We start from the raw sequence: 13,800 nt of genomic DNA, 5'->3' as shown, positions 1-13,800 counted from the left end.
GAATTTATTGTTGCATTCTGTTCTTTAAGTTATAATTGCAGGATGGGAGGTGATTTTTAATGAAAAATTCAATGATAAGCATTGATGTAAAAGAAAGAGCTAAGTCTTCAGTTTTTTATTCTGATGTTTCTTCACGTACAAAGCAAACAGTCAGTAGTGAAAATTTAGAAGAAAATGACGAATTATTCTCTACTGATTTTGCTGCAAAACTTATGAATAGTTACAAGCAGTCAGCTTCTGGTTTATCTAGACCATATAAAGATGTTTTTGCTGAGTTAGAAAAGGGCTTGTAATGAGTTCTTTTGATATTCTTGTTACTCAAGATGCAGAAAATGATTTAAAAAATATAAGAGATTATATTGCATCTAATATTTCTAAGAAAACTTCTGCCAGAATTATTAATATCATTAAATTTAATATTGAAAGACTATCTCTTTTTCCTCAGTTTGCGCCTGTAGTTAAGTATGAGCCGTGGAATTCACTTGGTGTGCGTCGTATTGTTGTAAAGAATTTTCTTATTTATTACAGAGTTGATTTAGAAAAAAATACAGTTTATATTTTGAAGGTTACTTATGGTAAATGTAATCAACAAACTGTATTGGAACAAATAGATTTATTGGATTAAATACTTATTAAATGTTGCATAATAAGTTATAGTTGTTCGCCACTCCGAGTATGGGTTTCGTCAAAGCTAATCAGTAATATTACGTAGGTCGCGCACAATCGCGGTCGTTTGCCAACTAGCGAAAGGTAAGCGGTTCTATTATGACGAACGCATTTTATGATTCTTCAAATCAAGTTTTTTCTCGTTGCGCAATTGCTCAATCGTTAGCAGGCAAAAGCGTTGTTACTTTAGACGATATTTCCACGGCGCAAATACGAATGCTTTTAGATAAAGCGCGATACATTGATTCGCACAGAAAAGAAGTGGCCCACACTTGCGATGGCAGAGTGTTGGCCACTCTTTTTTATGAGCCGAGTACGCGCACGCGATTAAGCTTTGAAACAGCAATGCTTCGCTTAGGTGGCAAGGTGATTGGCTTTGCAGGCGCTCAACTTTCTAGTGCTAGTAAAGGCGAAACAGTTAGCGACACGTTAAAAGTGGTGTCAAACTATGTAGATGTTGTAGCAATGCGTCACCCTAAGGAAGGCGCCGCTTTTGTAGCAACGCAAGCTGTTAGCACGCCAGTAATTAATGCAGGAGACGGCGGCCACATGCATCCTACTCAAACTCTTGCAGATTTAGCAACGATTCTTGCACGATTTGGCAGACTGAATAATTTAACAGTTGGGCTTTGCGGAGACTTAACGTACGGCCGCACAGTTCACTCGCTTATTGAAACTTTATGCCGCTTTGGAAATGTTCATTTTGTGTTGATTAGTCCAGATGAGCTTAAAACTCCTCAATACGTTATTGATCGTATAAACGCAACCGAATCGTGCTCTTACGAGGAAACTCGCGATTTGATGGAAGTTATTGGCAAGCTTGACGTGCTTTACATGACTCGCGTTCAAGAAGAGCGTTTTACAGACAGAGATCAATACTTGCGACTTAGAGATACTTACATTTTGACGGAAGAAAAATTGCAAAAAGCAAAGCCTAATACGGCTGTTCTTCACCCACTTCCTAGAATTAACGAGATTGCGGTTGATGTTGACGCGGACCCTCGTGCAGCATACTTTGAGCAAGTTAAAAACGGTATGCTTATGCGAATGGCTCTTGAAAGCTCTGTTCTTGGAGATGAGCTTTTGGGCTATGAGCCAACAGATTTTGTGAATGTGCCTAAAGACGAATCGCAAGCTTACGATGCTAATGGAATTTCGCTGGCTAATCCTCGTGTTCATAAAGAAGATAAAAACGCGCCTAAAGATCTTAAATGTCCTAATATTCGTTGCATAACAAATAGTGAATTGTCGTTAGTTAAAAAGTTCTATAAGGACGATTCTGACGCAAATGTGTATAGATGTTTGTATTGCGACGAAGAAGCATAAGTAGATTGAGCGCACTAAAACGCGCAAATAATCGCGATTAACGCAATTGAAATATAAAGTAATCTAAAATAATCTAATAACTTAAAACCTTGAGCAAACTAGGAGCAATATGAATAACTCTCGAACCTTAACTTTGCAAAATATTGCAGTTTGGGATACTAGTGAGCGCATCGATTTAATCGTAGAAGGTGTGCGGCAAGATGCTTTAATTGAGCCAAATGCCAGAATATGCGGAGAAATTGATGCGAGTGATTGGATTGTTGCTCCTGGTTTTGCGGACCCACACGTGCATTTTAGAGATCCTGGTCAAACAGATAAAGAAACGATGATGACTGGCGGCAATGCTGCTGCTGCAGGCGGATATACGCAAGTTTTGATTATGCCAAACACGATTCCAGCAGTTGATGGCGAGCCTTGGAATGATGCTCCTTTTGATGTGGAAAATGTGATTGACTACTTGCAAAGATACGGTTGCATATATGGCGTAAAATTGCCAGTTCGCTACGATTTAAGCGTTTGCGCATCGGGCGGAAGAAGTGGCGTTGATCCTAGCAACGTTAATTTGTGGAAAAAGTATGTTCCTGGAATCGAAGATAGTCAAAAAACGTCTCCGATGAAGAAGCATCCTGTAGTTGCAATCAGTGACGATGGTGCTGCAGTTACAGATTCGATTTTGCAAGACGTTCTAAAAATCGCTAAAGAAACAGGATTGTCTCTTCTTGAACATTGTGAGCATCACGATTCTGGATCAGTAAACGAAGGCCCAGTTGCTAAGATTTTAGGAGTTGGTGGAATTCCTGCTTCTACGGAGCTTGCGATTGTTAAGCGAGACATTGATGCTGCGCGAGTTAGCGGCGTTCACGTGCACTTCCAGCATGTGAGTACTGCAGCTGCTTTTGAAGAGATTCGCAAAGCTAAGAAGGAAGGATTGCCTATTACTTGCGAGACAGCTCCGCATTACGTTGCTCTTTGCGATGAAGATGTGCTTAAGTATGGCGTTAACGCAAAAATGAATCCTCCACTTAGGTCTAAAGCAGATAGACAGGCTACTCTTGGTGCAATCGCAGATGGAACTATAGACATGATTGCGACTGACCATGCTCCGCATACAGATGCAGATAAATCTGGCGACTTTGCGAGCGCGCCTAATGGCATTATTGGCTTAGAATGCGCGTACGCGGTTTGTAGAAAAGTGCTTGTGGATGCAGGATACACGGACGATAAGCATTTAATTGAGCTAATGTCTGTTAATCCAATGCAACTAATGAGCCGCAGACCTACGGATGTTTCGGCTTTGCTAAACGTGTCTTCCAAGTGCGCGCTTCGGCGTACATTGCGATTAAGCGACACGGAGCACCCAGAAAACGTTGATTTAGTGTTGATTAATATGAACGAAAAGTGGAGTGTGGATTCAAACTCATTCCATTCAAAAGCCAGAAATACGCCATTTGACGGGTGGCAATTAAAGGGCAGGCCAGTGGCAACTATTATTGGATCGCAAATTGCGTTTTCTAGAATGTAGCCGCGTATTTAATAAGTCGTATGTGTAAGTCGTATGCGTAAGTCGCGTGAGTAAGTCGTAAAAAATAATAAAAATGGGAGCAAAATGGACGAGTTAGTAGAAGCGATTGCAGCAAAGCAAAATCCTACTGTTGTTGGCTTAGACCCAAAGCCTGGTATTTTGCCTGCGCAAATTTTAAGCGGCTTAGCAAATGAAGTTTTGCAAGAAGTAGAGAGTGAAGAAGCTTTGTCAACTTTGCTTGGTGCTGCTTATTTTGAGTTTAATCGTGCAATTATTGATGCGATTTGCGATATTGTTCCAGCTGTTAAGCCACAAATTGCAATGTATGAGGCGCTTGGCCCTGCTGGAATTGACACTTACACAATGACTTGCGATTATGCTAAATCCAAAGGCTTAGTTGTTATTGGAGACGCAAAACGAGGAGATATTGGCTCTACGGCAGGCCAGTATGCTGCGCATTTGCGAGGATTTGCTAATCTTGATTCGTATTTTAGCGATGAATCTTACGACTTTGACGAGTCTTTGCTTAATCTTCTAAAAAGTTCTAGCACAAAGGATGTTTGGCACGAGGATTCGCTTACTGTAAACCCGTATATGGGCTCGGATGGCGTTATGCCTTTTGTAAACGAAGCAATTTTGCGCAATAAGAGCATTTTTGTGCTTTTGCGCACGTCTAATCCTTCTAGCAAAGAGTTGCAAGAGCTTGTTGTTGAAGATGGCAAGCCAGTTTACGAGCATATGGCAAGCTTGATTGAAAATTGGGGCGAATCAAACATTGGGAATCACGGATATTCTAGAGTCGGAGCAGTTGTTGGAGCAACTCATCCACAAGAAGGCAAGCGATTGCGCGAACTTATGCCACATACTTTCTTTCTTGTTCCAGGCTACGGAGCACAAGGCGGAACGGCACAAGATGTTGCTGGAATGTTTGATGAAAATGGCAGTGGCGCTATAGTAAACTCTTCGCGCGGAATTATTGGCGCTTGGAAAAACAGTGAATCTTATAAAAAGCACGAATCTTCAATTTCATTAGATGACATTCTAGATATTGTTGCACATTCTTCTGCTTGTGCTGCTATTAATATGCGAGATGATTTAAGGCAGGCGATTTATAAGTGAATCGATTTATAAGTGAATATAGATAAACATAAGCGAATATAATTTATAGCTAATAGCAAGCTACAAATCGCAAGTTATAAGTTGCAAATTATAAATCGCAAGTTGTAAATCGCAAATCATAAATAACTAAAAACTAAACAGTTACACATTAAACAAGATAGGGCAAATACATGAGTGATGGCATGTTTATTCAAACTAGAAAATCTTCTAGAGGCTTTATATTTACTATTCGTGAAAGCTTTTTAGACTATTCGGGTTCAGATTCTAGTAAGCCAAAATATAGCCGTCTTTTAGGAAGGCGCCCAATAGAAGTTCTTGATAATCAAAAGCTTGACGAAGGTGTGTATCGCTTAGTTTTGCGCGATGATGCTATTGCTAAAACGGCCACTCCTGCGCAATTTGTTAACTTATATTCTCCAGATTCTACAACTATGCTTCCTCGGCCATTTGGTGTTGCAAGCGTTGATGGAGACACTTTTAGTCTTATTTTTGCTGTTATTGGTAAAGGCACTGCCGAATTTGCACAGCTTAAAGCAGGTGACACTGTAGACGCTTTAGGGCCATTAGGATTGGGCTTTGATATTTCTAAGCCAGCGCACTATGTTCTTGTAAGCGGAGGATTGGGCGTTCCTCCTTTGATTTGTACTGCTCAAGCGATTGCAAAAAACAAGGATTGCAAAGTGAGTGCGGTTCTTGGATATAGAGATAATCATTTTGCTGACTCGTTTATGAAGGAATACGTTGATAACGTTTATAGCATTAGCAACGCGCAAGGAACTGTTATTACTTTGCTTAATGAACTCGAGCAAGAAAATCATTTTGATTTTAATGGTGATTTGCCTATTGTTATTCTTTCTTGCGGGCCTATGCCAATGATGAAAGCTGTAGCTCATTGGGCGCATGAGCGTAATGTTAAATGTCAGCTAAGCCTAGAAGCAAGAATGGGATGCGGCTATGGAACTTGTGTTGCTTGCGTTGTAGATACTTTAGAAGGCAGACTTAAAGTTTGTAACGAAGGACCAGTGTTTGATGCTGAAAGATTAGGCTGGGAGTAAAGGAAAGAACATGAGCAATGAAACAAATAATGCTTTAGAAAACGCGCAAAATAATGCGCAAAATCTTGGTTTTGACACTAGCCACGTTTGGAAGCACTCAACTAAAGTTGCGGGAGTTGAGTGGAAAAACATGGTTGGAACAGCGTCTGGCACATTCCAACTTGCAGCTTGCGCGCACTTTTATGACGTTAGCCAACTTGGAGCAATTTGTACAAAAGGTGTTTCCCCAGTTCCTTGGGAGGGTAATCCTTCTCCGCGCACTGCAGAATCGCCTTCTGGAATGGTGAATGCTGTTGGTTTGCAAAATCCTGGAGTTGATCACTATTTAGTAGACGAGCTTCCAAAGTTAAAAAAGCTTGGAGCGCTTGTAATCACAAATGTTGCAGGCCACAGTGACGAAGATTATGCGCAAGTTGTTGAAAAGCTTGCGGATTCCGCGGCAGATATGCTAGAGATTAACGTTAGCTGCCCAAATGTAACTCATGGCGGAATGAGTGTTGGCACAGACCCAGTTGCATTGCATCGTTTAATTAAGCGACTTCGCGCAATGACAGATAAGCCGATGATTGTAAAAATGACGCCAAATGTTACAGATATTGTTTCTATTTGCAAAGCTGCTGTTGATGCTGGCGCAGATGCTTTAAGCATGATTAATACGCTGGTTGGTTTGCGAATTGACATTCGCACAGGAGAGCCGATTATTGCGAATCGTACGGGTGGAGTTTCTGGTCCTGCAATCTTTCCGATTGGACTTGGCTTCGTGTGGCGAGTTCGTCAAGCTATGCCAGATATTCCAATCATTGGCATTGGTGGCATTGATTCTGGAGAGAAAGCTTTGGAATACTTGTATGCTGGCGCTAATGCTGTAGAAGTTGGGGCGGCGGCTCTTGTTGATCCTACTGCTCCGATTCGCATTGCGCGCGAGCTTGACGATTTGCTTGATTCGCGCCCAAAGCTTGCGTCTTTGCTTAAAGAAGGCAAAACTTGGCGATGACATTTAATGCATTATTTAAGACAATTTACTAAGACAATTTATTCAAGACAGATTTAACAAGGAGAGTTAATTATGGCACAATTACACGAGGATTTTACAAAGTTTTTGCTTGATTCAGGCGCGCTTAAATTTGGTGATTTTACGCTTAAGTCTGGTCGCCAGTCGCCTTACTTTATTAATGCTGGTGCTTTTGACGACGGAATGAAAATCGCTTCTCTTGGCGATTATTACGCTCAAAGAATTATTGCAGCAATAAAAGATGGTGTTCTTTCTAGCAATATTGACACAGTTTTTGGTCCTGCTTATAAAGGCATTCCTTTGGCAGTTTCTACGTCTATGGCTTTAACGAATAATTACAATATGCCAGTTGGTTTTACTTTTGATAGAAAAGAGCGAAAAGATCACGGCGACGGCGGAATGATGGTTGGAAAGCCGCTAAAAGACTGCATGAATGTGTTGCTGGTTGACGACGTTATGACTGCTGGGACTGCAGTTCGCGAAACTTTGCCAAAGCTTAAAGCAGAAGCAAATGTGCAAGTTGTTGGCTTGATTTTGGCAGTAGATAGAATGGAGCGCACAAAAGACAGTGATCTTTCTGCAGTAAAAGCAGTAGAGCAAGAGTTTGGCTTCCCAGTGCTTCCAATTGCTAACGTGCGTGAAATCTTCGATGCAGCTAAGAGGATTAGTAATTCAAACGGGGAGCCCGTAATGAATCAGCAGTTGGCAGATAGCGCTGCTAAATATCTTCTTCAATACGGCGCTTGATATATAGCGTTTTAATAAAAGATCTTAAAGTTTTCCGCAAAATGTTGCAAAACACGGTGTGTGGTACAACATTTTGCGGAAAACTATTGCAAATGTTTTAGTTTTTCTTTAAAACAAAGGTTGCAATTCCAGCAATTGCAACAACAAATACAACTAATATAGCAATAGCCAATACATGCGTATTATTGGTTGAAGAGGCTGATTTCGCAATATGGCTGTTATTTGTTAGTGCGTCCTTCTTTTTGTTTACGCTTTTACTTGAATCATTATCTTTAGAGTTGTTTTCTTTAGAATCATTGCTTTGCAAATCTTTGTAATCAGCGTTATTTCTGATTGAGTTGCTGCTTTGTTCGGTTTGATTCTTATTTGTTGCAGTTTTGTTGGCGATTTCTGCTTTGTAAGAAGTATCTTGATTTTCTTGTTGCGATTTAGCAGATTCTGCAGTTTTAGGTTCTACAACCTTTTGTTGTTCTGCAGTATATGTCTTCGCATCAACACTGGTTTGATTATAACTACTATAATTGTAATCATCTTTATTAAAAGGAATGAATAATAATTTGTTCAAACTGTAATCAGAATCAGAATCATGGTCCGAAGATTCAGATCTACTAGGCTCAACAACGTTTGAAGTTTCCTTTTGAATGCTTTTAGTTTTAACAGTCAAATTAAAATCTTTACTTAAATCAAGATTGCTTAAATCTGTATTAAAAGCAAAGTTCCCATTATTCCAATCTGTAATCACTTCGTCTTTTAAGCCTAGAATCGTAGATAAAGTTGCGTTTGCTTTTTCTATACCTAGATTTCGGAAGTCAGTTATTTTATTATTTGAATCTTTACAATTAACAATTGCATCAACAAAATTATGTTTTCCATTCGTATTAACTAAGCAATTAATATTAGCATCGCCGTGTTTTATTGTAGCCATAAAGTATCCGCGTAAGAATCTTCTAGAGCCGCTTTCTTTGCTTTGTTTTGCGTTATTTTCTATTAAATCTTTTTCACTATTTGAGAATCCACCTTCTTTAATAAGAAGATTTCCATCTTGTGCGCTTGCTTCTTTCCAAATATCAGTAAGTGCCGAAAGATTTGTTTGCTTAAGATCCACTCCAGATGGAATGGTAATATCATCGATTTTGCTGCCGCCAAACATGTTCCTAACGCCGTTATTTGATGAACCAGTTTGACCATTAAGAGCCTGCGTTAAATCCCACTTAGAAATATCTAGCGAAGTTACAGAAGAGTTTGCAAACATATCGTTCATATCTGTTGCGCTAGAAGTGTTCCATTTTTCGATTCCTGGTATTTGCGTTAAATTAGGAGTATTTGAAAATGCTTTTCCCATATTCCAAACATCTTTTGTATCCCAATTTTCTAAGCCAGTTATCTTTTTAACGCCACTGTTTTCAAAAAGGCCGATAATGTTTGAAACATAAGAAGTCTTCCATTTTCCAAGATTAGCTTCTTTAAGCGAGGTTGTTCCAGTAAACATTCTGCCAATGTCGTTAGTATTGCTAATATCCCAATTTTCAAGCGCTTTAATGTCTTCTAGCTTGTTGGCGTTCATAAACATTCTTCCCATTGAAGCAAGATTGTTGTTTGTAAACACTTCCAAGCCATCGGTAGTTGTTAAGCCGCTTTCTTCAAACATTCCAGTTGCTTCATCGCAGTAGGTGTTGTCCCAAGTAATTCCCCTAACGTTTGAAAGATTCTTTGCTTGGTAGAACATTTGGCTCATATGATGAACATTGCGCGTTTTAAAGTTTCTAATGCCGTCTGCAGATTCGATTGCGCTGCCTTCAAACATGCTAGTCATGTCTGTAACGTTGTTAGTGTTCCACTTTTCGTCTAATCCGTGAACTGTACGCAAATTTTTTGTGTTTCTAAACATTTGCTTCATGTTTTCAACGTTGCTAACGTCCCAGTTAGATATTGGGTTTATGCTGCTTATTCCGCTTTCTTCAAACAGGCTGCTCATATCTGTTACGCGGCTTGTGTCCCAGTCTTTAGCGCCATTAATGTTTTTTAACTTAGGTGTTGAAGAAAACATTCCAGACATATCTTCTACATTAGAAGTGTCAAATAAATCCAAATTGTTTATTGTTTCTAGATTTGCAAAGTTTGAAAACAGATTGCTAGCACCGTTGCCAAGTTGGATTTTTCCAGCATTTTCAGTTTGATCGCCTGATTGAACAATATTTATGACTTTGACTTTAGATGTATCAAAATTTACGCCATCTTGGTTGTTTTTATTAGATGAAATTATTTTTTCAATTGAGTTAGATGCAAAATCTGTCCTGCTAATTTTTGATATTTCAAGAGTGTTAGTTGATTTGTCAAACTTCCACTTTAGTCCAGTAGGAGTTGGATCAAAGAATCCCTGGTATTTTGCTTCATGCCAAGTGTTTAGTGCGTTTTCTTTGTTTTTTGGATTAGATGCAACAGATTCGTTATACTGCGTTAGCCCAGTGTTTAATTTTTCGCGAGCAATGGCTTGAGTTGGTATTAGTGAGAAAATTATTACTAAAGATAAGCAAGATGCGAATATATTTTTTCTCATGGTTTCTCTTCTCTGTTAAATCATGCGTATGTTCGTTCTTGTTAGAACATGTTAAATATATCAGTCTTTATGAATAAAGTAAAGATAATATGTTAGTTTATGTTCTTTTTTTGTAAAAATAATTATAAATTAGTGTTTTATAATGATGCTTTTATATGTGAGTAAAAATATCAAAAGATTGTATTAATCTCATAATATGGAAAACAGCAATAATAAGTACCAAGAATCAGAAGATTTGGATGATATCGCTTCCTTTAATAATCAAGATGCCTACGAGCCAGAAAACATTTTTGGCTCCTCTAATAATGATTCAAACAACTCCTTGTTAAGCGATAAAAAAGCTATTGCTGTTATTGTTTGTGCATCTCTTATATCAATCGGAGTTGTTGCTGGATTAGGGTTTGTATTATTTGCTAATAACTCTAAGCCTAATCTAAAAGCAAGTGAGCCTTCTAAAAATTGCGTTCAATTGCGCAAAAAAGTAATCAATGCTAAAGAAGAGCTTAAAAAAATTATATCAAGTCAAGATGTTAAAGATGCTTCTAATATAAAAGCTGCTGATTTTGATGAAGATTTTGATGCAGCTAAAGACGCTGCAGATGATTTTGAATCTTCTCTAAGCTACGCTAATGATGACTTAAATGATGATATTCAAGCATGCCCACTTGGCGCGGATTCTTACGATTCTACAAGAGTTGAAAATAAGCTTTCAGACAAATTGGATTCTTTGCGTAAAGATGCTGATTCTGTTAAAACGCATGCAAAGAATTTACTAAAAACTAGCAGGACTGCTTTTGGAGATCAATTATTAAATCTTGTTAAAAAAGCTAGAGAGCTTGTAGAAAAAGCGAAAAATTTGCCTATTTTAGCTGCTGCTTCTAAAAGTATAGAAAATGCTGCTAATGATGCTGGTAATGCTCTTGCTAAAAGCAGCAATAATTATACAGAGTTAAAGCAGGCTTATCAAAAAATAAAAGCTGTTATAAGCCAGTATGAAGATAGAATTAAAAAAGTGAGCGATAGATTTTTAAGCAGAGATGGCAATGGGTATCCTTTTGATGCTCCACATTCTAAGGATGATCAAGGTGGCTATATTCCAATGGGTCGTAGTCAAAACTCAGAGTCTTCGGAACAAAACGATCAGAGTAACGAATAATTGCGTTAAATGCGGTTGTTATTTTAGTTGTTATTTTAATTAGTTGACGCTTTGTGGCATAATAAGCAAGGTTTATTTCTTAGCTGCACGCATTGCAGCTTTATTAGCGAAAGAAACGGATAACTCGTGGCACAGACTACCAATGATATTAAAAATGGATCGGTTTTGAACCTTGAAGGTCAGCTTTGGACTGTTGTTAAGTTCCAGCACGTAAAGCCAGGCAAAGGTCCTGCTTTCGTTCGTACCACCATTAAGAACGTGCTCTCGGGCAAGATTGTCGATAAGACTTTTAACGCCGGCATGAAGATGGAGTTCGAGACCGTTGATAACCGTACTTTGCAATACTCTTACGAAGACGGCGATAACTTTGTGTTTATGGATATGACAACCTACGACCAGGTGTACATTCCTAAGGATTTGGTTGGAGATCAAAGCAAGTATCTTCTTGAAGGAACTGATTGCATTGTTAGCTTCCATGATGGCACTCCTTTGAGCGTAGAGCTTCCAGCGTCTGTAATTTTGACAATTACTCACACTGAGCCAGGCTTGCAAGGTAACCGTTCTAACGCTGGTACTAAGCCTGCAACCGTGGAAACTGGTGCCGAAATTCAGGTTCCACTCTTTGTTGGTGAAGGCGAAAAGGTTAAGGTCGACACTCGTGACGGCTCTTACCTTGGTCGCGAAAACTAGTAGAAACTTATAAAAAGGACGCTAATATGGCACGCTCCACTGCTCGAAAGAGGGCATTGAACACTCTTTATGAGGCAGACGAGAAAAGTCAGAATATTCTTTCTTTACTCGACGAACGTTTGAAAGAGCCAGGCGCGCAAACTCCTCTTCCGGATTATGCTGTTGATATTATTCGCGGAGTAGGAGAGCGTAGAAATAGGATTGATAAAACCTTAAATCGCTATTCAACAGGCTGGAAAGTTGGAAGAATGGCGGTTATTGATCGCAATATTTTGCGCATTGCTGTTTGGGAGATTCTTCTAAACGACGAAGTGCCAGATAAAGTTGCGATTGATGAGGCAATTGCTCTTTCTAAAACATATAGTGACGATGAAGCAATCACCTTTATTCATGGTCTTTTAAGCGCAATTGTTTCCGACAAAGACGCTTGCTTGGCTAAGTTTAATGGTGAATCTGGTGAATCTGGTGAAGCAGAAGAATCGCAAGAATCGCAAGAATCGAAAGAAAACGATTAGTCTTTTGTAAAGTCAGATTTAGATCCAGATTTTAGTTTTGCAAAATAGTCTTTTGCAAAATAGTCGTAAAACATGTAAATCCGCTTGCTTGTAAAAGTAGGCGGATTTTTGTTTTGTAATACATCGGCGCGTCGCCGTCCGACAATATGAGTAGACTTGCCACGAATAACCTAAAGCCATAAGGGGGTTAAGGTGGACTATAACGACACCTTCGCCGGATTCGGCACTGATGATGCAGTATTAGTATTGGAAGACGGGCAAGTTTACGTTGGTAAACCATTTGGCGCAAAAGGTTCTACACGCGCTGAAATCGTGTTCTCTACAGGAATGACTGGTTACCAAGAAACACTTACTGATCCAAGTTATGATCAACAAATAGTTGTTCAAACGTTCCCACACATAGGAAACACGGGAATAAACGGCGAAGACCCAGAGTCGTCAAAAATATGGGTTGCAGGATACGTTGTAAAAGCTCCAAGTCCAAATGTTAGCAATTGGAGAGCCACTGGTTCCTTGGAAGATGATTTAGAAAAACAAGGTATTGTAGGAATCAGTGGTATTGATACAAGAATGCTGGTACGACATTTACGCTCAGTTGGCGTTATGCGTGCCGGCATTTTTTCTAATGATGCTCTTATAGATAAAACTACTGGAGCAATTCGCACAGTTGCATCTTTTGTAAATGAAATTAAAGAAACTCCTCAAATGCAAGGCTTGCGACTAACAGACGAAGTTAGTACGCAAGAAGCTTATACGATTGAGCCTTGCGGGGATTATGAAGGCAAAGAGCCTCTTTACACTGTTGTAGCTGTTGACTTTGGAATAAAAGCCATGACTCCTCACCGTTTGGCGCAGCGTGGATGCCGTGTGCACGTTGTAAGCTCCTCAATAAGCTTTGAGTCGCTTCAAGCGCTTAACGCAGATGGCGCGTTCTTCTCGAATGGTCCTGGAGACCCTGCTCAAGCAAATCGCGAAGTGGAATTATTGCGTAACGTGTTAGACGCAGGATACCCATTCTTTGGAATATGCTTTGGAAATCAATTGCTTGGTCGCGCGCTCGGCTTTGGAACATACAAGCTTAAGTTTGGTCATCGTGGCATAAATCAGCCTGTAAAAGACGTTACTACTGGAAAAGTGGAAGTTACGGCGCATAATCACGGATTTGCTGTAGATGCTCCTATTGGCAAGACTGTTCAATCGCCTTACGAAAATGGCCATTTTGGTCGCGTAATAGTGTCTCATGTAGATCTTAACGACAATGTTGTAGAAGGCTTGCAATGCCTTGATATTCCAGCTTTTTCTGTGCAATATCACCCAGAAGCAGCCGCAGGACCTCACGACGCATCATACTTGTTTGATCGCTTTGTAGAACTTATGCAAAATCACAAGAATAAAAGCGAAAAATAGTAGGTATAAAGAGATAAAAGGAATTTAT

At 39.4% G+C, this 13,800-nt stretch carries 13 protein-coding genes; 12 read left to right on the top strand and 1 reads right to left on the bottom strand.

Features of this window, described 5'->3' with window-relative positions:
* Positions 1 to 59: 59 nt before the first annotated feature.
* From ACPEIW_RS03945 to pyrE, 8 genes are all read left to right on the top strand, one after another.
* Positions 60 to 293 (top strand): hypothetical protein, encoded by a 234-nt coding sequence (locus ACPEIW_RS03945; RefSeq protein ID WP_422112643.1) that lies wholly within the window; start codon positions 60 to 62, stop codon positions 291 to 293.
* Positions 293 to 625 (top strand): type II toxin-antitoxin system RelE/ParE family toxin, encoded by a 333-nt coding sequence (locus ACPEIW_RS03940; protein WP_004131015.1) that lies wholly within the window; start codon positions 293 to 295, stop codon positions 623 to 625. Before ACPEIW_RS03945 ends, ACPEIW_RS03940 begins: the two co-directional genes overlap by 1 nt.
* A gap of 140 nt (positions 626 to 765) precedes the next feature.
* On the top strand, positions 766 to 1,992 hold the full coding sequence (pyrB, locus tag ACPEIW_RS03935; RefSeq protein ID WP_422112642.1) for an aspartate carbamoyltransferase: 1,227 nt from the start codon (positions 766 to 768) through the stop codon (positions 1,990 to 1,992).
* A 109-nt stretch (positions 1,993 to 2,101) separates the two neighbouring features.
* Positions 2,102 to 3,514 (top strand): dihydroorotase, encoded by a 1,413-nt coding sequence (locus ACPEIW_RS03930; RefSeq protein WP_425663150.1) that lies wholly within the window; start codon positions 2,102 to 2,104, stop codon positions 3,512 to 3,514.
* Between the two features lie 84 nt (positions 3,515 to 3,598).
* Positions 3,599 to 4,633: an orotidine-5'-phosphate decarboxylase gene (gene pyrF / locus ACPEIW_RS03925; RefSeq protein ID WP_422112640.1), complete on the top strand. Its 1,035-nt coding sequence runs from the start codon at positions 3,599 to 3,601 to the stop codon at positions 4,631 to 4,633.
* A 170-nt stretch (positions 4,634 to 4,803) separates the two neighbouring features.
* A complete protein-coding gene (locus ACPEIW_RS03920; protein WP_425663148.1) occupies positions 4,804 to 5,688 on the top strand; it encodes a dihydroorotate dehydrogenase electron transfer subunit in 885 nt (294 codons plus the stop codon).
* A gap of 10 nt (positions 5,689 to 5,698) precedes the next feature.
* Entirely contained in the window at positions 5,699 to 6,682 is a 984-nt protein-coding gene (locus ACPEIW_RS03915) for a dihydroorotate dehydrogenase (protein ID WP_016635432.1), read from the top strand.
* 72 nt (positions 6,683 to 6,754) lie between these two features.
* On the top strand, positions 6,755 to 7,447 hold the full coding sequence (pyrE, locus tag ACPEIW_RS03910; RefSeq protein ID WP_425663146.1) for an orotate phosphoribosyltransferase: 693 nt from the start codon (positions 6,755 to 6,757) through the stop codon (positions 7,445 to 7,447).
* A gap of 97 nt (positions 7,448 to 7,544) precedes the next feature.
* Here the strand turns inward: pyrE and ACPEIW_RS03905 are convergent, their stop codons facing one another.
* On the bottom strand, positions 7,545 to 10,004 hold the full coding sequence (locus tag ACPEIW_RS03905) for a BspA family leucine-rich repeat surface protein (RefSeq protein ID WP_425663144.1): 2,460 nt from the start codon (positions 10,002 to 10,004) through the stop codon (positions 7,545 to 7,547).
* 196 nt (positions 10,005 to 10,200) lie between these two features.
* On the opposite strand from ACPEIW_RS03905, the gene ACPEIW_RS03900 reads away from it, so the two are divergent.
* From ACPEIW_RS03900 to carA, 4 genes are all read left to right on the top strand, one after another.
* On the top strand, positions 10,201 to 11,160 hold the full coding sequence (locus ACPEIW_RS03900; protein WP_425663142.1) for a hypothetical protein: 960 nt from the start codon (positions 10,201 to 10,203) through the stop codon (positions 11,158 to 11,160).
* Positions 11,161 to 11,286: 126 nt separating this feature from the next.
* Complete coding sequence (gene efp, locus ACPEIW_RS03895; RefSeq protein ID WP_004130995.1) at positions 11,287 to 11,850, top strand: elongation factor P; 564 nt, start codon at positions 11,287 to 11,289, stop codon at positions 11,848 to 11,850.
* A 26-nt stretch (positions 11,851 to 11,876) separates the two neighbouring features.
* Entirely contained in the window at positions 11,877 to 12,365 is a 489-nt protein-coding gene (gene nusB, locus ACPEIW_RS03890; RefSeq protein ID WP_425663140.1) for a transcription antitermination factor NusB, read from the top strand.
* Between the two features lie 192 nt (positions 12,366 to 12,557).
* On the top strand, positions 12,558 to 13,772 hold the full coding sequence (gene carA / locus ACPEIW_RS03885) for a glutamine-hydrolyzing carbamoyl-phosphate synthase small subunit (RefSeq protein WP_425663138.1): 1,215 nt from the start codon (positions 12,558 to 12,560) through the stop codon (positions 13,770 to 13,772).
* The last annotated feature ends 28 nt before the right edge of the window (positions 13,773 to 13,800 follow it).

It is taken from the genome of Gardnerella piotii (assembly GCF_049815665.1).
GTDB lineage: Bacteria > Actinomycetota > Actinomycetes > Actinomycetales > Bifidobacteriaceae > Bifidobacterium > Bifidobacterium piotii.
This window is presented reverse-complemented; position numbering and strand designations above follow the sequence as displayed.

Coding starts and splice junctions, on each gene's coding strand:
- ACPEIW_RS03900 (WP_425663142.1), top strand. CDS start 10,201: ATGGAAAACAGCAATAATAAGTACCAAGAATCAGAAGATTTGGATGAT.
- nusB (WP_425663140.1), top strand. CDS start 11,877: ATGGCACGCTCCACTGCTCGAAAGAGGGCATTGAACACTCTTTATGAG.
- pyrB (WP_422112642.1), top strand. CDS start 766: ATGACGAACGCATTTTATGATTCTTCAAATCAAGTTTTTTCTCGTTGC.
- ACPEIW_RS03915 (WP_016635432.1), top strand. CDS start 5,699: ATGAGCAATGAAACAAATAATGCTTTAGAAAACGCGCAAAATAATGCG.
- pyrE (WP_425663146.1), top strand. CDS start 6,755: ATGGCACAATTACACGAGGATTTTACAAAGTTTTTGCTTGATTCAGGC.
- ACPEIW_RS03945 (WP_422112643.1), top strand. CDS start 60: ATGAAAAATTCAATGATAAGCATTGATGTAAAAGAAAGAGCTAAGTCT.
- ACPEIW_RS03940 (WP_004131015.1), top strand. CDS start 293: ATGAGTTCTTTTGATATTCTTGTTACTCAAGATGCAGAAAATGATTTA.
- ACPEIW_RS03920 (WP_425663148.1), top strand. CDS start 4,804: ATGAGTGATGGCATGTTTATTCAAACTAGAAAATCTTCTAGAGGCTTT.
- ACPEIW_RS03930 (WP_425663150.1), top strand. CDS start 2,102: ATGAATAACTCTCGAACCTTAACTTTGCAAAATATTGCAGTTTGGGAT.
- ACPEIW_RS03905 (WP_425663144.1), bottom strand. CDS start 10,004: ATGAGAAAAAATATATTCGCATCTTGCTTATCTTTAGTAATAATTTTC.
- pyrF (WP_422112640.1), top strand. CDS start 3,599: ATGGACGAGTTAGTAGAAGCGATTGCAGCAAAGCAAAATCCTACTGTT.